Annotated in this window: 16 protein-coding genes and 1 other RNA gene; 8 read left to right on the plus strand and 9 right to left on the minus strand. The window is 40.2% G+C overall.

The window, feature by feature from the left end:
* Positions 1–12: 12 nt before the first annotated feature.
* A complete protein-coding gene (gene truA, locus ACNAV8_RS02755; protein WP_103855342.1) occupies positions 13–804 on the minus strand; it encodes a tRNA pseudouridine(38-40) synthase TruA in 792 nt (263 codons plus the stop codon).
* A 110-nt stretch (positions 805–914) separates the two neighbouring features.
* Here truA and ACNAV8_RS02760 point away from each other — a divergent pair, with 110 nt between their 5' ends.
* Positions 915–1,757: a patatin-like phospholipase family protein gene (locus ACNAV8_RS02760; RefSeq protein WP_415777186.1), complete on the plus strand. Its 843-nt coding sequence runs from the start codon at positions 915–917 to the stop codon at positions 1,755–1,757.
* Between the two features lie 26 nt (positions 1,758–1,783).
* Here the strand turns inward: ACNAV8_RS02760 and smrB are convergent, their stop codons facing one another.
* The 5 genes from smrB to yfbV form a co-directional block, all read right to left on the minus strand.
* Complete coding sequence (gene smrB, locus ACNAV8_RS02765) at positions 1,784–2,287, minus strand: endonuclease SmrB (RefSeq protein ID WP_415777168.1); 504 nt, start codon at positions 2,285–2,287, stop codon at positions 1,784–1,786.
* A gap of 101 nt (positions 2,288–2,388) precedes the next feature.
* Positions 2,389–2,961, minus strand: a complete 573-nt coding sequence (locus ACNAV8_RS02770) for a UbiX family flavin prenyltransferase (protein WP_103855343.1) — start codon at positions 2,959–2,961, stop codon at positions 2,389–2,391.
* Positions 2,961–4,472: an amidophosphoribosyltransferase gene (gene purF / locus ACNAV8_RS02775; protein ID WP_103855344.1), complete on the minus strand. Its 1,512-nt coding sequence runs from the start codon at positions 4,470–4,472 to the stop codon at positions 2,961–2,963. Before purF ends, ACNAV8_RS02770 begins: the two co-directional genes overlap by 1 nt.
* 13 nt (positions 4,473–4,485) lie before the next feature.
* Positions 4,486–4,986: a CvpA family protein gene (locus ACNAV8_RS02780; protein WP_103855345.1), complete on the minus strand. Its 501-nt coding sequence runs from the start codon at positions 4,984–4,986 to the stop codon at positions 4,486–4,488.
* A 153-nt stretch (positions 4,987–5,139) separates the two neighbouring features.
* Positions 5,140–5,580, minus strand: a complete 441-nt coding sequence (gene yfbV / locus ACNAV8_RS02785) for a terminus macrodomain insulation protein YfbV (RefSeq protein ID WP_103855346.1) — start codon at positions 5,578–5,580, stop codon at positions 5,140–5,142.
* A gap of 252 nt (positions 5,581–5,832) precedes the next feature.
* On the opposite strand from yfbV, the gene ACNAV8_RS02790 reads away from it, so the two are divergent.
* From ACNAV8_RS02790 to ssrA, 4 genes are all read left to right on the plus strand, one after another.
* Positions 5,833–7,035, plus strand: coding sequence for an acetate kinase (locus ACNAV8_RS02790; RefSeq protein WP_103855347.1), 1,203 nt, complete (start codon positions 5,833–5,835; stop codon positions 7,033–7,035).
* A gap of 68 nt (positions 7,036–7,103) precedes the next feature.
* Positions 7,104–9,242: a phosphate acetyltransferase gene (gene pta / locus ACNAV8_RS02795; protein ID WP_415777169.1), complete on the plus strand. Its 2,139-nt coding sequence runs from the start codon at positions 7,104–7,106 to the stop codon at positions 9,240–9,242.
* Between the two features lie 369 nt (positions 9,243–9,611).
* Positions 9,612–10,214 carry a hypothetical protein gene (locus ACNAV8_RS02800; RefSeq protein WP_103855348.1) on the plus strand — a complete coding sequence of 201 codons (603 nt, stop codon included), beginning with the start codon at positions 9,612–9,614 and terminating at the stop codon, positions 10,212–10,214.
* A 104-nt stretch (positions 10,215–10,318) separates the two neighbouring features.
* Positions 10,319–10,685, plus strand: a transfer-messenger RNA (tmRNA) gene (gene ssrA, locus ACNAV8_RS02805).
* Positions 10,686–10,951: 266 nt separating this feature from the next.
* Here ssrA and glnS read toward each other — a convergent pair.
* Positions 10,952–12,610, minus strand: a complete 1,659-nt coding sequence (glnS, locus tag ACNAV8_RS02810) for a glutamine--tRNA ligase (protein WP_103855349.1) — start codon at positions 12,608–12,610, stop codon at positions 10,952–10,954.
* 231 nt (positions 12,611–12,841) lie between these two features.
* Between glnS and ACNAV8_RS02815 the strand changes: the two genes are divergently transcribed.
* The 3 genes from ACNAV8_RS02815 (at position 12,842) to tdeA (ending at position 17,426) form a co-directional block, all read left to right on the plus strand.
* The gene (locus ACNAV8_RS02815) at positions 12,842–14,008 is read left to right on the plus strand and encodes an efflux RND transporter periplasmic adaptor subunit (RefSeq protein ID WP_415777170.1); all 1,167 of its coding nucleotides are present in this window, start codon (positions 12,842–12,844) and stop codon (positions 14,006–14,008) included.
* Positions 14,009–14,025: 17 nt separating this feature from the next.
* Positions 14,026–15,960, plus strand: coding sequence for a MacB family efflux pump subunit (locus tag ACNAV8_RS02820; protein ID WP_415777171.1), 1,935 nt, complete (start codon positions 14,026–14,028; stop codon positions 15,958–15,960).
* A gap of 95 nt (positions 15,961–16,055) precedes the next feature.
* Positions 16,056–17,426 carry a toxin/drug exporter TdeA gene (tdeA, locus tag ACNAV8_RS02825; protein ID WP_415777187.1) on the plus strand — a complete coding sequence of 457 codons (1,371 nt, stop codon included), beginning with the start codon at positions 16,056–16,058 and terminating at the stop codon, positions 17,424–17,426.
* A 90-nt stretch (positions 17,427–17,516) separates the two neighbouring features.
* On the opposite strand, the gene ACNAV8_RS02830 is transcribed toward tdeA, so the two are convergent.
* Positions 17,517–18,965, minus strand: a complete 1,449-nt coding sequence (locus tag ACNAV8_RS02830; RefSeq protein WP_415777172.1) for a sulfatase-like hydrolase/transferase — start codon at positions 18,963–18,965, stop codon at positions 17,517–17,519.
* Positions 18,966–18,968: 3 nt separating this feature from the next.
* Positions 18,969–20,654 carry a solute:sodium symporter family transporter gene (locus ACNAV8_RS02835; RefSeq protein ID WP_415777173.1) on the minus strand — a complete coding sequence of 562 codons (1,686 nt, stop codon included), beginning with the start codon at positions 20,652–20,654 and terminating at the stop codon, positions 18,969–18,971.
* Positions 20,655–20,817: the final 163 nt, after the last annotated feature.

Raw genomic sequence — 20,817 nt, forward strand, 5'->3', positions numbered from 1 at the left:
AGCTTTTAAACGCTATAACTGATCGGACAAATAAAGTGGCCCAAGTGCATTTTGCGGAATGGCAAATTGTTCAGGATAATGCACTTGCACTAAATAAAGCCCTTCTGGTTTGGCGGTGGGTGCTGCCAACTTACGATCTTTTTGTGCAAGCAGCCAGCTTATCCATTCCACAGGCTGGCGCCCAGCCCCCACTTCCATTAAGCTGCCTACAATATTTCGCACCATATGATGAACAAAGGCATTGGCTTGAATATCCACAATAATGTATTTTCCTTGTCTAATCACGTTCAAATGATGCACATTTCGCCACGGTGTATTGGATTGACATTGTGCCGCACGAAAAGAAGAAAAATCATTTTCCCCCAATAACGCCTGCCCTGCTTGGTGCATTAATGCGTGATCTAACGGCTGATGATAATGAGTAACCCCTTCTGGCAAAATCGCCGAGCGCAATTTATTGTTATAAATTACATAGCGGTAACGGCGCGCAGTAGCGCTAAAACGTGCGTGAAAATCCTCATCAACCTGCTTTGCCCAAGATACTGCAATATCATCGGGCAAATTGGCATTCACCCCAAAGCTCCACGCCGTTTCTGCACGCACCGCATTGGTTTCAAAATGCACCACCTGCCCTGTCGCGTGTACGCCAGAATCCGTCCGCCCCGCACAGAAAATTTGACAATCTTCATTCGCCACAAAAGAAATGGCTTTTTCCAACCGCTCTTGCACGCTGGCAACACTCTCCTGCCGTTGCCAGCCAAAATAATGCTTGCCGTTATATTCAATGCCAAGCGCAATTTTCATTTTTCTACCCTAATTTCATCTAATGGGCTGGCATTATAAAGTAAATTTATTGCTTGATGAACCCTAACCAAGGGTTATCATCTAGCCTTTGAATTTCAAAGGGTGTGATGATGAAAGTTGGATTAGTGTTAGAAGGTGGTGCAATGCGCGGAATGTTCAGCGCTGGCGTGCTTGATGTATTTCTTAAAGAAAATGTGCATATTGACGGCATTGTGAGCGTATCGGCTGGTGCGCTATTTGGTGTGAATTATCCTTCTAAACAAGCAGGGCGTGTCATTCGTTATAACCTAAAATACTTGAATGATAAACGCTATCTCGGCTTTACTAGTCTATTTACCACGGGCAATATTGTGAATAAGGATTTCGCTTTTTATCAAGTGCCGTTCACCCTTGATCCCTTTGATAACGAAACTTTCAAACAAGCCAATACAGATTTCTACACCACGCTCACCAATATTGAAACGGGGGAAGCAGAATATGTAAAAATCACCGATCCTTTTGCCCAGATGGAAACCTTACGCGCCACTTCTGCAATGCCTTTTGTTTCGCAATATGTTGAAATTAATGGTAAAAAATATTTAGATGGAGGGATTGCCGACAGTATTCCATTGAATTTTTGTCAACACTTAGGTTACGAAAAAATTATCGTTATTTTGACCCGCACTTTAGATTATCGCAAAAAACCTTCAGCAAAATGGCTGATTAATTGGTTCTATCGCAAATATCCCCGCCTTGCCGAAAAGCTTATTCAACGTGCGGAAGACTATAATCAACAAATCGAGAAAATTATTAAGCTAGAACAGGAAGGAAAAATTTTCGTCATTCGTCCACCGCAAGATCTGCATATCAAACGTATTGAAAAAGATCCGCGAAAAATTCAGGCGATGTATGAATTAGGGCTAAATGAAGCAGAAAAACAAATGGATAGTCTTAAAAGCTATCTTAAAAAATAAAAAACATCGTTCTTGCTAGAAGAACGCTACACATCAAGCAAAATTAAAATTGCTGCTTCCCCGCCCCATTCTTTTGGTGCTTGATGTAAGGCTCGAACACGGGGGTGCTGCACAAGCCAACGAGGGATTTGGCGTTTCAACGTATAAGTTCCATAGCCTGTCATAATGCTTGCACAATAGATATGCTCTTTTTCACAAGCTTGAATTAGCGCCGCCAGCTCTAATTTCGCTTTCTCTCGGGTTAAACCGTGCAAATCCAAAAACAGCTCTGGAGAAAAATCACCACGGCGTAATTGCTTAAGCAGATAGGAATCCTCCCCCTCGCGCAAATATTTCACCGCCCCCTCTTCATTCAACAAAGGCTCATATTCGTCAGAAAAAAAGAACAAGGTATCTTCCCTTTCACGTTGCTCACGCTGCTCTTGTTTTTGCTTATTTTTTCTATAACCTGGCACAAATTCATTTTGCTTTAAAGGCGTAGCCCCTCGCACCGCATCACGAAACAATGCCATATCTTCATCGTTTAGCATATTTATTACTATAAACTTAGTTCCACAATACCTACAATTCTATCATAGAACTAGTTTCATTATTTCATTACGATAGAATCGCTTTACATTTGATTGAATTTCTACTCCCCCCAGCGTTGGAATAAATCCTGCTCTAGCTCAATGCCAAATTGATCGCATAGGCGGTTAATGCTTTGGTTAATAATATCATCAATGCTTTCAGGGCGATGGTAAAAGGCGGGCATTAGAGGCATTATGGTTGCGCCAATTTCAGCCGCTTGCGTCATTAAACGTAAATGGCCTAAATGTAGCGGGGTTTCGCGTACGCAAAGAAAAAGCGGTTTGCGCTCTTTTAAACACACGTCAGCGGCACGGGTGATGAGATCATCAGTGTAACTGTGCGCAATGCCTGATAAAGTTTTGATTGAACAAGGCAGAATCACCATTCCCAAAGTGCGGTAAGATCCTGAAGAAATTGCTGCGCCAATATCGCGTACATCGTAGGTCTGATCCGCCAAGGCGCGCACTTGTTGAACGCTGTAATCCGTTTCTGCGCCCAAGGTTTGTTTGGCGGCGTTGCTGATAATTAAGTGGGTTTCAAGATCAGGGACGTTTTTCAATACGTCCAATAAACGTATCGCATAAATCGCCCCTGAAGCGCCTGTGATGGCAATAATTAAACGTTGTTTGCTCATTAGCTCTCGTTGTGCATTTCAAGATTGGTCGCGTCTTTCTCACGCTTTTTCTTGGCACTATCATTGCGTAAATCAGCGATATGATCAAGATATTCTGGCGTAATGTCCCCTGTAACATATTTTCCAGTGAACACTGAGCAATCAAAATCTTTAATCGCAGGATTTTCTTGCTGAACAGATTGAGTAAGCGCATCAAGATCTTGGAAAATCAATTTATCCACGCCAATGAGTTTGGCAATTTCGTCCACTTCTCGTCCATAAGCAATGAGTTCGTGTTTTGTTGGCATATCAATGCCGTACACATTTGGATAACGAATTTCTGGTGCTGCTGAGGCAAAATAGATTTTTTTCGCCCCTGCAGCGCGCGCCATATCTACAATTTGCTCTGAGGTGGTACCGCGTACAATGGAATCGTCCACTAATAGCACATTTTTGCCTTTAAACTCAGAAGAAATGGTATTCAGTTTGCGGCGTACTGCACTTACGCGCTGCGTTTGCCCCGGCATAATGAAAGTGCGACCCACATAGCGATTTTTCACAAAACCTTGACGATAAGGTTTGTTTAAAATATGGGCTATGCGTAAGGCAATATCATTAGAAGTTTCAGGCACGGGGATCACCACATCAATGTCTAGATCTTGCCATTCACGGGCGATTTTTTCCCCTAGACGTTCCCCCATATGTACTCTTGCTCCATAAACGGATACGCCGTCAATGTAAGAATCTGGGCGGGCAAAATAAACATATTCAAAAATACAAGGGTTGAGCTTTGGATTGTCTGCACATTGCTGGGCATAAAGTTTGCCGTCAAAGGTGATATACACCGCTTCGCCCGGCTGAACATCACGCACAAATTCAAATCCCACCACATCTAATGCCACGCTTTCAGAGGCAAACATATATTCTGTTTTGCCTTTTTCCTCACGTTTGCCTAGCACCAATGGGCGAATACCATTCGGGTCGCGAAAAGCCACCATTCCGTGTCCGATAATCATTGCGATGCAAGCATAAGCCCCACGAATGTCATTATTCGTAGCTTTAATGGCGTGGAAAATGTCTTCGGCGGAAAGGTGTTGGGTGTAAATGTGGTCGAGGTGGTAAGCGAGAATATTAAGTAGCACTTCAGAATCTGAATTGGTATTAACGTGCCTTCTCGCCCGTTCAAATAAGGTTTTCTTCAGCTGTTCCGAATTGGTTAAATTGCCATTATGCACTAAGGTTAAGCCATAAGGCGAATTGACATAAAAGGGCTGAGCCTCTGAAACGCTTGAACTTCCCGCTGTCGGATAACGAACGTGTCCAATCCCTGCATTGCCTTGCAAACGCAACATATGCACTTGTTGGAAAACATCGCTCACCAGCCCATTGGCTTTGCGTAAGCGAAAACGATTTTCATCGTCAATGGTTACAATTCCTGCGGCATCTTGCCCGCGATGTTGCAACACGGTTAAGCCATCATAAATAGCTTGGTTTACTGGACTTTGACCGATAATACCGACAATACCACACATTTCGTGTTATCCCCTATTGAGTTAATGTTGAGTTTAATAAACTGGAATTTTCCTGAATTTTTTGGAAGAACCATTCCACAATAAAACCAAAGTGCGGGATTAATTTTGATTCTTTCCACACTTCACTTTGGCTAAAGTTGGTAAAGGTATCTACGAAAAATAATAAGGCAGCGACAATTAGCACGCCACGCAATAAACCGAAACAGCCACCTAAAACGCGATCAGTGCCTGATAAACCTGTTTTATCTACCAGTTGGCTAACTAAATAATTCACAATTGCGCCAATAATTAAGGTGGCAATAAATAAGATGGCAATGGCGGCGCCGTTACGAATATATCCTGATTCAATTTGAGTTAAAAAGTTGGCGACATAGGGATAAAAATGATTTGCCACCAGAAAGGCAACGACCCAGCTTGCAAGGGACATCACCTCACGCACGAAACCACGCAAAAGGCTGATAATAATAGAAAACGCAATAATTCCGATAATGATAAAATCTAAATAATTGTTCACGAAAATAATCTCTACAAAATATAGGATATTTATGACCGCCGTATTCTAGCAAAAAACGAAAACGTTTGCGTAGCATTATTTGCAGTTTTTTATCCTAAGGGTTAAAAAGTGGCGTACTATATCACCCGCCCTCAAGGGGATCAACACACACCATCACAGAGATTGCCAAAAATCGGCAGGTAAATGCTTCTGGGCTTTGTTTAATAATTGGGCTAAATCTTGATAAGTTGGCTGATCGACTTTAGCAAGCACACAACCCGCTTTTTCTAATTGTGAAAAAAGGGCTGAAAATTGCACCGCACTTTTCGCTGGCAATGGAGAGCTAGCCCGCTTGCCTAGCCAATATAATCCTTGCAAGGGTAAGCACAAGGCAAAAAGTGCGGTTAAAATCGCGGCGGCAAATGCCATTATCTCCCCTTTGGCATAAATCTGTTGCCAAACTAAAGCGAACACAGCGAGAAACGGCATTAGCTTCTGTGCAAATTTTGTCGCTTTAATCACACGGTTTTCAGGGAAAATCATTCCAAGTTTAGGGATTAACGGCCAAGTGTTTAAATAAATCTGTCCTTGTTTAAGTGCGGTGAAAAAATTCATTGTTTTTCCTTTGTTTATGGTTGTCATATTCCCATTATAGCCGATCTCGGTTTCGGACTTCTCGCTTAATTCTTTATAAAAATATTTTAATTTTTAATCATTTTTTTGATAAAAATCGTATTTTTTCTCGCTTGAGAATTTATTTTATCTGTTGAAAGGTGTATCCTATATAAGTTTAACGGCTTTATAAATGTCGCTCCGTTTAGGCTATTTAGACGGAATCCTTTTAACTTAATTAAAAATAGGTTACTTATGTCTCAAAAATTAGTTCTCGTACTGAACTGCGGTAGTTCATCACTTAAATTTTCTATTTTAGACCCTGTAACAGGTGAAGAAAAATTATCTGGTCTTGCAGAAGCTTTCCACCTGCCAGATGCGCGTATCAAATGGAAATTGCACGGTGAAAAAGGCAATGCGGAATTAGGTGCTGGTGCGGCACATAGCGAAGCGCTTGCATTTATTGTGAACAATATTTTCCCATTAGATCCATCATTAAAAGATAAGATTGTGGCAATTGGTCACCGTATTGTTCACGGTGGTGAGAAATTCACTTCTTCTGTAATCATCAATGATGAAGTTATTCAAGGGATTAAAGACGCGATCCAATTTGCGCCATTACACAACCCTGCGCACTTAATCGGTATTGAAGAAGCGTTCAAAATGTTCCCGCACTTAAAAGATAAAAACGTGGCGGTGTTTGATACAGCATTCCATACCACAATGCCTGAAGAAGCGTTCTTATACGCTATTCCTTATTCTTTATATAAAGATCACGGTGTTCGCCGCTACGGTGCGCACGGTACAAGCCATTTCTATGTAAGCCAACAAGCGGCTGAGCGTTTAAATGTGCCTGCGGATCAAGTAAATGTGATCACTTGTCACTTAGGTAACGGTGCATCAGTAGCTGCCGTTCGTCACGGTAAATGTATTGATACATCAATGGGCTTAACCCCATTAGAAGGCTTAGTGATGGGTACACGTTCTGGTGATTTAGACCCAGCAATCATTTTCTACCTACACGATAACCTAGGTATGAGCGTTGAAGAAATCAACACCCTATTAACCAAAAAATCAGGTTTATTAGGTTTAACAGAAGTAACCAGCGACTGTCGTTATGCAGAAGATAACTATGATGCAGAAGCCGCAGCAAAACGTGCATTAGATGTATTCTGCTACCGTTTAGCGAAATATATCGGTTCATATATGGCGGTTATCGGTGAGCGTTTAGACGCTATCGTGTTTACGGGTGGTATTGGTGAAAACTCAGGACTTGTTCGTGAAAAAACCTTAGAGCATTTAAAACTCTTCGGCTATAAACTAGATAACGACAAAAACCTTGCAGCACGCTTTGGTAACGAAGGCGTGATCACCGCAGATAACACCCCTGTGGCAATGGTTATCCCAACTAACGAAGAATTGGTGATTGCCCAAGATACTGCAAAACTTTGCATCTAATTTTGCAATAAACAGACTGCCGAGCACTTCGGCAGTTTCTTTTTAATCACTTAACCTAAAGGTTTATTATGTCTCGCACAATTATTCTTATTCCTGTAAGTGCTGGCGTTGGTTTAACCAGTGTTAGCCTTGGTTTAATTCGTGCCCTTGAAGAAAAAGGGGCAAAAATCGGCTTTATGAAGCCAATTTCACAGCCCAATACTGGTGAAGATAAACTTGACCGCAGCACTTCTATCGTTCGCACCAGCACTTCTATTGAAACCGCTGAGCCATTTATGCTTAGTGTCGCAGAAAGTTTAATCGGGCAAAATCAATCTGATGTTCTATTAGAAAAAATTGTTGAAAATCACCAACAGCTCACCAAAAATAATGAGATTATCATTGTTGAGGGCTTAATCCCAACACGTAAACATAGCTATGCTAACAGCATTAACTATGAAATTGCTCAAGCTTTAGATGCAGAAATCATTCTTGTTGCTGCGCCTTCAACAGAAACCCCAGCTCAACTTAAAGAGCGTGTAGAAGCAGCGGCTTCACAATTTGGTGGTAAAAATAACAAAAACTTACTCGGTGTGGTAATTAACAAATTCAACGCACCAATTGATGAATCTGGCCGCACTCGTCCTGATTTAAGTGAGATTTTTGACGCTTATCAACATAGCCATAGCAACGTGGCTGAAGTGTATAAATTATTTGAAAAAAGCCCAATCAAAGTGCTTGCTTGTATTCCTTGGAATGCAGAACTTATCGCAACTCGTGTGATTGATTTGGTTAAACACTTAGGCGCAGCGATTATCAATGAAGGCGATATTCAAACACGCCGTATTCGTAGCATTACGTTCTGTGCAAGAAGCTTGCCAAATATGGTGGAACACTTCCGCAACGGTAGCTTACTTGTTACTTCGGCAGATCGCCCTGATGTATTGGTTGCATCCGCACTAGCGGCAAGTAATGGCGTTGAATTAGGTGGCCTTCTACTTACAGGTGGCTACAAAATCGATAATCAAATCAAGAAACTTTGCCAACCAACATTTGAAAGCTCAGGGTTACCAATTTTCCGTATTGAAGGCAACACTTGGCAAACTGCCCTTGCATTACAAAGCTTCAACCTTGAAGTGCCAGTCGATGATAAAGAGCGTATTGAAAGCATTAAACAATATACTAGCCAGCAATTTGATACAAACTTTGTTAATTCAATCGTGGAAGAATCTTCTCGCCAACGTCGTTTATCACCACCAGCGTTCCGTTTCCAATTAACCGAATTAGCACGCCAAGCGAAAAAACGCATTGTGTTGCCTGAAGGAGACGAGCCGCGTACGATCAAAGCTGCCGCTCTTTGTGCAGAACGTGGTATTGCAGAATGTGTGCTTTTAGCTAACCCTGCTGATGTTCAACGTGTGGCAGAAGCGCAGGGCGTACAATTAGGCAAAGGCATCACTATTATTGATCCAGCAAGCGTGCGTGAAAACTATGTGGCACGTTTAGTCGAACTGCGTAAAAACAAAGGTATGACCGAAGCGCTTGCCCGTGAGCAACTAGAAGACGCCGTGGTACTTGGCACAATGATGTTAGAAGCCAACGAAGTTGATGGCTTGGTTTCAGGTGCGGTTCACACCACGGCGAACACCATTCGTCCGCCAATGCAAATTATCAAAACAGCACCGGGTAACTCCATTGTTTCTTCTATCTTCTTTATGTTATTGCCAGATCAAGTGCTTGTTTATGGTGACTGCGCGGTAAACCCAGATCCAACAGCAGAACAGCTTGCAGAAATCGCAATTCAATCGGCAGATTCTGCGAAAGCCTTTGGTATTGATCCGAAAGTGGCAATGATTTCCTACTCTACGGGTACATCAGGTAGCGGTGCGGACGTTGAAAAAGTGAAAGAAGCAACGCGCCTTGCGCAAGAAAAACGCCCAGATCTTATCATTGACGGCCCATTACAATATGATGCGGCAATTATGGAAGATGTGGCACGTTCTAAAGCGCCAAATTCACCAGTTGCAGGTAAAGCCACCGTATTCGTGTTCCCAGATCTGAATACAGGTAACACCACTTATAAAGCGGTACAACGCTCTGCGGATCTCGTTTCTATTGGCCCTATGCTACAAGGTATGCGTAAGCCAGTGAACGACCTTTCTCGCGGTGCATTAGTCGATGATATTGTGTACACCATTGCATTAACAGCAATCCAAGCAACACAATAACAAAAATTCAGAAAAAACCGACCGCACTTTAAATCTGCGCTTTTCCCTTAAAAATAGCGGTTAAGCGCAGATTTTTTTACATCAAAATTTTCTATGAAAAAATGCATAATGATGACAAAATCACCGCATTAAGCTATAAAATTCACCACTTACAAAAGTTTCACTCTTTACATAAAATGACAATTCATTACTCAAAAAACATCTTTTCATTTAATTTCAATGAGTTAAATCTATCCACTTAAATTTTTTCAAAATTAATACGTAAAAAAATGTAAATAGTAGTTTATTTTTCCACATTTTTGTTACAGACTATGCACCGCAAACGTGGGGTTTGTATCTCATTATTGAATTATTTATTTAGGAGTAAAAATGAAAAAATCATTATTAGCCGCATTAGTATTAGGCGCAACCTTAACTGTAACTGGCTGTTTCGATAAAGAAAGCAAAGTTTCAGCACAAGTTGAAAATGCAAAATCAAGCGTTTCTGAAGCGAAAGACGCTGTAACTCAAGCAGCATCAGATGTTAAAGATGCAGCAGTTGAAGCAGCAAAAGATGTGAAAGACACTGCAGTATCAAAAATTACTGAAGCTAAAGATGCAATCACTGAAAAAGCAAGCTCAATGGCTGATGCAGCTACTCAAAAAGCAGCTGAAATGAAAGACGCAGCAGTAGAAAAAGTAACTGACGCTAAAGATGCAGTAGCAGAAAAAGCAGCAGATGTAAAAGACGCGGCAATGGATAAAGTTGCTGATGTTAAAGATGCTGCCATAGAAGCAAAAGATGCCGCAGTTGAAAAAGCGAGCTCAGCGGTTGATTCAGCAGCACAAAAAGCGGCTGAAGTGAAAGACGCGGCAATGGACAAAGCCGCAGCTGTTAAAGATGCAGCTGTAGAAGCAAAAGATGCTGCAGTTGAAAAAGTCACTGAAGCAAAAGACGCAGCAGTTGAAAAAGTTGAAAGTTTAACTAAATAATTTAGTCATCGAGTTATGATTAAAAAAGGCTAGAAATATTCTAGCCTTTTTACTGTATTTCTCTTTAAATTCAATCAATTCCTTGATAGAATTACCGAGTTTTTGGGGCTGATTCTGGATTCGACGGGATTAGCGAAGCCCAAGGTGCACGTCGAGGTGCGGTTGGCCTCGTAAATAAACCGCAAAAAAATAGTCGCAAACGACGAACAATACGCTTTAGCAGCTTAATAACCTGCTCATAGCCTTCTCTCCCCAGCTTCCGCTCGTAAGACGGGGATAAAGAGGAGTCAAACCCAAACGAGATCGCGTGGACGCCTCCGCTTGAGGATCGAAACGTTAAATTGAATCAAGCTAGCTTAACTATCGCGTGTCTGTCCGCAGTGGTTAAGTGAAATTAAAGACTAGACTAAACGTGTAGTGCTGAAGGTAGAGTAATTTCGGACGGGGGTTCAACTCCCCCCAGCTCCACCAAATTTGATATAGTCCAAGCGCAGTATTAATTTATATTTGTAGAACTTTATAGCTTGGCTCTCCCCTTAAAGTTATCCAATTAATCTAACTCTCCGCTACTATTAAACCTTTTTATTTCTCCTCTTTTTCTTAGATTAAGAATGGTATTAATTTCATCAAAAGCACAACATCATAACTACTTCTAACCAAGGAAAATTCTCAATAAAAAACGGTAGAAATTCTTATCAAATTCCTACCGCACTTATGTTTTCAATGAAAATGAAAAATTAGAACCCTTCTTTCAAACTCACTGTTAAGTTAAAAATCAGGTGTTCTGGGTGGCTGTCTTTGCTATCAGCACAGAAATAACCTTCGCGTTCAAACTGATACGCTTGTTCTTCTTTGGCATTGGCAAGACTTTTTTCTGCGAAGCCGTGTTTTACCACCAAAGAATTTGGATTTAACACTTCATAAAGCTCTTCTGCCGCACTAGGGTTTGGCACGGTGAATAATTTATCGTATAAACGAAACTCCGCAGGCACGTTGTCCGTTGCCGATACCCAGTGGATTACGCCTTTCACTTTGCGTCCGTCCGCAGGATTTTTGCCTAAGGTTTCAGGATCATAAGTACAATAAACGGTGGTGATGTTGCCCTCAGCATCTTTTTCCACACGCTCCGCCTTGATCACATAAGCATTACGCAAACGCACTTCTTTGCCTAATACTAAGCGTTTATATTGTTTATTCGCCTCTTCACGGAAATCCGCTTGATCAATATAAATTTCTTTGGTGAATGGCAATTGGCGATGACCTAATTCTTCGCGATTTGGGTGATTTGGCGCAGAAAGCATTTCTTGTCCGTCAAAGTTTTCAATCACGATTTTTAATGGATTAATCACCGCCATTGCGCGTGGTGCATTTTGGTTAAGATCATCACGAATACAAGATTCTAACGCACTAAATTCCACCACGTTATCTTGCTTGGTTACTCCAATACGGCGGCAAAATTCACGGATTGACGCTGGCGTGTAACCACGGCGGCGTAAACCTGAAATGGTCGGCATACGCGGATCGTTCCAACCATCAACCACTTCATCTTCCACTAATTTCAACAACTTACGTTTAGACGTGAGCGTATATTCCAAGTTCAAACGTGAAAATTCATACTGATGTGGCAATGGGCGTTTAATGGAAATATGCTCAAGCACCCAATCGTATAAACGGCGGTTATCTTGGAATTCCAAGGTACATAATGAATGCGTAATGCCCTCAATAGCATCGGAAATACAATGGGTGAAATCGTACATTGGATAAATGCACCATTTATCCCCTGTATTGTGATGTTCGGCAAATTTAATGCGGTATAACACCGGATCACGCATTACCATAAACGGCGATGCCATATCAATTTTGGCGCGCAAACTGGCTTTCCCTTCGGCAAACTCGCCATTTTTCATTTTTTCAAATAAGGCTAAGTTTTCTTCCACGCTACGATCGCGGTAAGGGCTGTTTTTTCCTGGTTCGGTCAATGTGCCTCGATATTCACGCATTTGTTCAGGTGAAAGTTCATCAACGTAAGCCAAACCTTTCTCAATTAATTCAATGGCATAGCCATAAAGCGCATCGAAATAATCAGATGCATAACGTGCCTTTCCTTCCCAATGGAAACCAAGCCATTCCACATCTTGTTTAATGGAATCGACATATTCCACATCTTCTTTAACAGGGTTGGTGTCGTCAAAACGCAAGTTACACAAGCCTTTGTAATCTTCTGCAATACCAAAGTTTAAGCAGATCGATTTTGCGTGGCCAATATGTAAATAGCCATTTGGCTCAGGTGGAAAACGGGTGTAAACGAGGTTTACTTTCCCTGTTTCCAAATCTTCATCAATAATATGACGAATAAAGTTGGTAGGTTGATGTTCGTTCTCTATAATATGGCTCATTTTGACCTCAAAATATTCTCGATTTTTGTAAAAAAATTGTTGTTCATTCTACTATGTTTAACAGCAGAATTCAAAAGTGCGGTTGATTTTCCTTAGATAAATGATACAATTCACGCCCTAAAATGAACGAACGTTCATTCAGTGTAAATTTATTTTTCTTAAGGTCTTCTTAAGAAAGGTTTTCTACTATAATCATCGAATAAAACAATTGTTATTTTTCTCGGAGTTTTTATGCGTAAAAAAACGATTTTTTCCCTACTTGCCGTCGGGTTAGTGGCATTTGGTGCTTATAGTTATTTCACCCATTCTAATCAACAAGAAACCACCTATTTAACAGAAAATGTACGCCGTGGCGAAATCAAAAAATCCGTCATCACCGCAGGCACCGTTCGTGCTTATAACCGTGTGGAAGTGGGCGCGCAAGCCTCGGGTAAAATTGAAAAAATTCACGTTGTATTGGGGCAACATATCAAACAAGGGGATTTAATCGCAGAAATTGACTCTAAAAATCAAGTGAATGCGTTAAATTCAGCACAAGCGGAATTAAAAGCCTACCAAGCTCAGCTCAATGCAAAACAAGTAGCTTATAATGTGGCGAAATCTGCCTATGATCGCCTTGCGAAATTATATGCGAGCAAATCCACTTCTCTAGATGAACTGAATGCGGCGAAAAATAATTTATCTGCTGCCAAAGCGGCGATTTCTGAAGTGGAAGCTGCCATTCAGCGTGCGGAAATTCAAGTAGATACAGCGAAAACCAATTTACAATATACCCAAATTCTTTCGCCTTTAGACGGAACAGTGCTGTCCATTCCCGTATCCGAAGGGCAAACGGTGAACGCCAACCAAACTACCCCAACCATTGTACAAGTGGCGGATTTAACGAAGATTTTAATTAAGCCAGAAATTTCTGAAGGCGACATTACCAAAGTGAAAGCAGGAATGGCTGTCGAATTTACCACCCTTTCTGAACCAGACAAAGTCTATTATTCAACCATTCATTCTGTTGATCCCGCCATCACCACGCTCACGGATAACGAATATAAAGAAAGTGCCTCAAATACCAGTGCGGTTTATTACTATGCCAATGTTTTAATAGATAATCCTGATAACCAATTGCGTATTGGAATGACTACGCAAAATACCATTATCATTGCCGATGTACAAAATACCCTACTGGTTCCTACCATCACGTTACACAAGGAAGGAAAAGAAACCTTTGTTAATATATTGAAAGACAATAATAAAGTAGAAAAACGCACCGTTGTTACAGGGTTAAGCGATGATATGAATACGCAAATTTTAAATGGCTTGGAAGAAGGGGAAAAAGTGATTTCCTCGCAAGTAACCAGCGATGAAAAAGTGGGAAATACTTTCCGCGGCCCTCGAATTTTATAAAGTGCGGTGGTTTTTTTATGAATATTATTGAATTAAGCCACATCAACAAATTTTTCGGTGAAGGCGAAAATCGCACTCAGGTGTTAAAAGACATCAATTTAAACATCAAAAAAGGCGATTTTATTGCCATTATTGGCCAATCAGGCTCAGGCAAATCTACCTTAATGAATATTATTGGCTGCTTGGATACAGCGACATCAGGCTCTTATAAAGTAGATGGTTTAGAAGTCAGCCAGCTCAATCGTGATCAGCTTTCTGATTTACGGCAGAAAAAATTTGGCTTTATTTTTCAACGCTATAACCTGCTTTCAACCCTAAGTGCGGTGGAAAATGTGGCACTTCCTGCCATTTATGCAGGCATCGATCAACCTACTCGCCTACAACGAGCCAAACAATTATTAGAAAAATTAGGCTTAGGTGATCGCTTAGAAAACAAGCCAAATCAGCTTTCTGGTGGCCAACAACAACGTGTGAGTATTGCGCGTGCCTTGATGAACGGGGGCGAAATTATTCTAGCCGATGAACCTACTGGCGCATTAGATAGCAAAAGTGGCGAAACGGTGATGGATATTCTCACTCAGCTACACACCGAGGGCCACACCATTATTTTGGTCACGCACGATAAAAACGTAGCAAATTTTGCTAATCGTATTATTGAGATCAAAGACGGCAAAATTATTGAAGATCGCCGCAAATCGGAACAAATTACACAAAAACAAGACATCGCACCACAAAGCAATAAAAGCCGATTACAATTTTATAAAGATCAATTTGTTGAATCTTTCAAAATGTCTATTAAAGCCATTGTGGCGCATAAACTGCGTTCCTTGCTGACAATGTTAGGGATTATTATTGGTATTACTTCAGTAGTTTGCGTGGTTGCCTTGGGTAACGGCTCGCAAAAAAAAATTCTTAGCAACATCAATGCAATAGGAACAAATACAATGGATATTTATAACGGTACAGGCTTTGGTGATCGGCGCGCAGCGAAAAATCAAAATCTTACCGTAGCAGATGCCGATATCCTTGCCAAACAAAGCTATATTGCCAGCGTTACACCAAATAGTTCGGTAAACGGCACACTCACTTACGGTAACCAAAGTTTCACCGCCCAAGTGCGTGGTGTGGGCGAGCAATATTTTAATGTCCGCGGTTTAAGCAAAGCTGAAGGCATATTTTTCAGCGCAGAAGCCGTAAAACACAGCGAACAAGTAGCCGTGATTGATGAAAACACGTTACGCGAAGTATTCAACAATCAAAATCCCCTTGGCAAAATTTTGATGATCAATAAAAAACCATTGCGCATCATAGGGGTAGCAGCCAGCAATAATATGGTAACGAATAATTCTAGCCTGAATATTTATATACCTTACACAACAGCAATGAACAAAATTTCGGGCAATCAAAAAATTAGCTCAATTACGGTAAAAATTCGTGATGAAATTAGTTCTAAAGTAGCAGAAAAAGATCTCACTCGCCTGCTCACCGTGCGCCACGGCAAAAAAGATTTTTTCGTGTTTAACACCGATACAATCAAGCAAACCATTGAAAGCACCACAAATACAATGAAGTTGCTGATTTCTTCCATTGCCATTATTTCTCTTGTGGTAGGCGGCATTGGGGTGATGAATATTATGCTGGTTTCGGTAACCGAGCGAACCAAAGAAATTGGCGTGCGAATGGCCATTGGCGCAAGACAATTTAATATCTTGCAACAATTTTTAATTGAAGCGGTGCTGATTTGCTTAATTGGTGGTATCACTGGCGTGGTGCTATCAATGGTGCTAGGCACAGTGTTTAATTGGCTGGTGAAAGATTTTACGATGATCTTTTCCACCTTCTCGATTATCGCCGCGCTGCTCTGCTCAAGCTTAATTGGGGTGATTTTTGGCTATATGCCAGCAAAAAATGCTTCGCAATTAAATCCAATTACCGCTTTAGCTCAGGAATAGTTTTTTGATAAAATTTCAACCATCAGGCAATAAAAAATCGGCAAAATTACACCGCACTTTATTTGCTTACGATTTTATTTAATAAGGAAAAAATGATGTTAAAACAATCCAAACTCTCACTTGCTATTGGCTTGTCTGTGTTGTTAGCTGGCTGTGCGAATCTTGATGATTCCTACAAAGCGTCACAACAAGATTTCCAACAATATGAAGAATTAACCAAACAATACAACATTCAAGAAAATTGGTGGACGCTGTATAAAGATCCACAGCTTAATCAATTAGTTGAGCAAGCCTTGGAAAATAACAAAGATTTAGCCAAAGCTGCCATTGCTGTAAATACGGCACTTTATAACGCGAATTTAATCGGCGCAAATTTAGTACCGAATTTCAGTGGTTCGGTTTCTTCTTCAGCTAATAAAAATATCCACGATGGTGGCTCTTCAGTGATTAGCCACGGTGGTGCATTAAACGTGAGTTACACCCTAGATTTATGGCGTCGTTTAGCTGATTCTGCTTCTGCAGCAGAATGGCGACACGCTGCTAGCGAACAAGATCTTGAAGCAGCGCGCATTTCATTAATCAACTCCGTAATCTTAACCTACTATCAACTTGGTTACTTAAATGATGCGATTAACACCGTGAATAAAACTATTAATTACTATTCCGAAATTAACCGCATTATGCAAAATAAATTCCGCCAAGGCGTGGCAGATCGCGCAAGTTCCGATCAAGCACAACAAGCGGTTTTAACAGCGCGCAACAGCTTAATCAATTACCAAACGCAAAAGAAAACAGCAGAAGCCACCTTGCGTAACTTATTGAATTTAAAACCAAGTGATCCATTAAAAGTGAACTACCCGCATATTCTTAAAGTGAAAAATGTGGGGGTAAACCTTAATGTGCCTCTTTCTGCCATTGCTAATCGTCCAGACGTAAAAGGTTATCAATATCGCTTAAACAGCGCTTTCAAAGATGCCAAAGCAATGCAAAAAAGCTGGTTCCCAACCATTACCTTGGGCGGAAGTTTAGGCTCTAGTGGCAATAAAATTGATAACGCATTCAACACCCCTATCGCAGGAGGAACAGTAGGAATTAGCTTGCCATTCTTGAGCTGGAACACCGTGAAATGGAACGTAAAAATTTCAGAATCGGCTTATGATCTTGCACTTGTCAACTTTGAACAAAGCATCACCAAAGCCTTAAATGATATTGACACCAACTATTTTGCTTACAACCAAGCGCGTCAAAACTTCGCCAACTTGCAGCAAACCTACAACTACAACAAACGCATCACGCAATATTACAAAAACCGCTATGATGCAGGCATTGCAGAACTAAGAGAATGGTTAAACGCCGCAAGCACCGAACGCAACTCCGAGCTTTCCATTTTGAATGCAAAATACAACCTCATTCAAAGCGAAAACGCCGTATATAGCGCAATGGGCGGTTATTACTCTGCAAAATAATTGTTATTGAGTAAACGTTAAAACAAAAGTGCGGTGAAAAAATCAGAAATTTTTTACCGCACTTTTTCTTTTGGTTCTTATTTAGAAGAATTAGATCTCATTAATAATACGATATGCCCAGTTTTCTAATGGATCCTTATACTTCAGCATTTCTGCCCGCATTTCTTCTAACATTTCTTTTTTCACTTGCTGATATTCTGGGTCATAAAACAAATTATGTAACTCCTCAGGATCATTACGAATATCGTACAACTCCCCTACATCACTTGCATTGAAGACCAATTTATAATCTTTCCTACGCCACATTCTCTGTTCAAAATAAACAAAATGCCCTGCAAGTTGAGCTAATACTCCCTTACGATCATTGGATTTATGTTCTCGCAAAATAGGCAATAGGCTTTCGCCTTGGAAAGTTTCTGGAACGGCTTGCCCAATAACATCAAACACAGTTGAAGTCAAATCGTGCAGATAAACTAAATTATCGTCCACTTCATTGATACGCGGAGATTCAGGATCTTTAATAATCAATGGAATATTGTAGGTAGTATCAAACATAAACTCACCTTTTTCAATCATTCTATGTGCGCCCATTGCATCGCCGTGATCTGCGGTGGCGACAATAAAACAATCCTGATAAAGATTGTGTTTTTCAAGGAAATTAAATAGTTCACCAATCGCATCATCAATTAAAGTGATATATCCCCAGAATTTGGTGATCACTTCCTTCCAGCGTTCTTCACTTGCTTCCCACATTCCCCACATTTTAGAAATGGTACGATAATGGCCAGGTTTACCTTCTAAAGGTTTAAAGAAACTTTCATCGAGGACAACATCTTTTGGATCATACATTGAATAATAAGGCTCAGGAACAATGCAAGGCGTATGCGGCCCCCAGAAATTAATCCAAGTAAAGAAAGGCTTATGCTCAGCAAGAGATTCCAAAATAAAGCTTTTCGCTTCATCAATAATAAAATAGGGAATCGTTTGTTCTTTTGTTCCTGAAAGTAAACCGCACAATTCTTGTACTCTTAAATGTGGGTTATCACCAAAATAAGCTAGGCTGACTTCTGGCGTAGGGAAGCCTTTTTCTACAAGCCATTCAGGGTAACGATTTGACTGGGTAGGCGCTTGATCAAACACTAAATTTTTATAAACGTGACTGCCTGGGTAGCCATATCCATCAAAATTATGCCCTTTAATACCGTAATCTCTTGGAACAGATCTCGTGCCAACGTGCCATTTTCCTGCAACATAGCAATTATAGCCGTCCAGTTTTCCGATATGTGGTTGCTCTGCCGGAATTTCTCCTGTTCCACCTTTTTCACCATTTCGAATAATGCCATGGGTAGAAGGCATTTGCCCTGTAAAAAGTGATGTTCTAGCAGGGCCACAAACTGAAGCTGGCGTGAAGGCATTATCAAAACGAACACCTTCTCTCGCTAAACGATCTAAATTCGGCGTTTTTACAATCTTATGTCCATAAGTACCAAGCATATCTTTTCTAACTTGATCTAAAAGAATATAAATTACATTTTTCATTGGTTACACCTTTTTCTTATTTCGACCAATTACCACAAATAAAATCACTTGAAGAATTGCATAAGCAGCAAGTACCCAAAGTGGTTTACCATTTTCTGAAGCAAGCCCAATTGAAGAAAGCAACGCATAAAGAGAAACTAAACCTAATGCAAGAGATGCCACAGTGATATTAACATATTCCCAGTTGCTTAAATCTACATTACTTTGGTTTGACACGTTATCAACATAAGGTGTTTTTCTGCGTAAGAACGAACCTAATACTAGCATTAATACGACATCAAAAACGAATAGTGCAGCCATTACATACACAAAATTCACTTTTACATTAAATACCCAAACAATAAGGAAATATAAAATAACATGTACCAATAAGGCAATACGCGCAGCTAGTCCCGATACAGTTTTATTGAATAATCCCACTGCAAATAGAGCAACAATAGGAATATTCACAAAACCTGCAAAACGTTTAGTCAGTAAGAAAATGCCATCTGTACCAAACATAAGCAATGGTCCAATAATGATGGTGATAACTGCCATGACTGCCGAGACTTTTTTCGCATAAACAATTAATTCAGTTTCACTAAAGGTTCTTTTGGTTAGTGAAGGCAATAAGTCTTTACAATAAATTGTTGCTGCTGAATTTAAGAATGAATTGAATGTACTTAAAATTGCCCCAAATAAAGCCGCAATAAAGAAACCTTGTAGGACTGTTGGCAAAACGCGATTAACTAATTCAGGATAAGATAAATCAATTGGATTTAGTCCTTCACCTAAAATATGGAAACTCAGCAAACCTGGTAAATTAAGAATAATCGGCAATAAGAGCAAGAAAAGCGCAGCAATTAAAATCCCTTTTTGCCCTGCTTTTAAATCTTTCGCACCTAATGCACGTTGCACAATCGCTTGATTAGTTGTCCAATAGAAAAAGTTTACGATCAAAATCCCCGTAAACATTGCTGGCCAAGGTACAGCATCTGTCGCACTACCAATAGCATTAAATTTTTCAACGTGCGTTGTACCAATAATATGCAAGCCTTTCATAAAACTGCCATTGCCTAAATAAATTAAGGCAAAAATTGGTACTAGAATAGCCCCAATTATAAGGATAATTGCATTCGCTGTATCTGATACTGCCACCGCTTTTAAGCCACCAAAAATAGCGTAAATCGCACCAATAAAACCTATCGCCATTACGGTATAAACAATAGATTCACCATAGCTAATTCCAAATACGGTTTCTAAATTGAAGATTTTATTAAAGGCAATTGCCCCTGTATAAAGTGCGGTGGGAATAACGATAAATAAATAGAATACTAAAAATAACCCAGACATTATTAAGCGTGTTTGACGATCAAAACGGCTTTCAAAGAATTCTGGAATTGTCGTGTAGCCATTGCGAATATATTTCGGTAATAAATACAAAGCCAAAAAACAAAGCGGAATGACTGATTGAACCGTCCAAGCAATAATAGAAAAATTGCCTTTATAGGAATTGGCATTGACACCAATTAATTGTTCAGTAGAAAGTGAAGTTAATACCATTGAACAACCAATGACAACTGCACTCAACCCTCGTCCAGCAAGAAAATATCCTTTAGCTGTTGATAAATCATCATTTCTGGTTTTCCGCCAAGAAATCCAAGCCACAAAGCCAGTGACAATAATAAAACTGAAAACTGTCAGAAACATCACTTCCTCCCTATTAGCAGATTAAACTCATAATGAGATTAGTCTATTTACAATAAAGTGCCTATGACAGTAGTCATACTTTGGCTGTGATATTGATCACAAATCTTTCAGTTTAATTAGAATTAAATAAACATTCCTTTTCGCATAAAAAAGCCTTTCATCA

Source organism: Avibacterium endocarditidis, from assembly GCF_965138825.1.
Lineage (GTDB): Bacteria > Pseudomonadota > Gammaproteobacteria > Enterobacterales > Pasteurellaceae > Avibacterium > Avibacterium endocarditidis.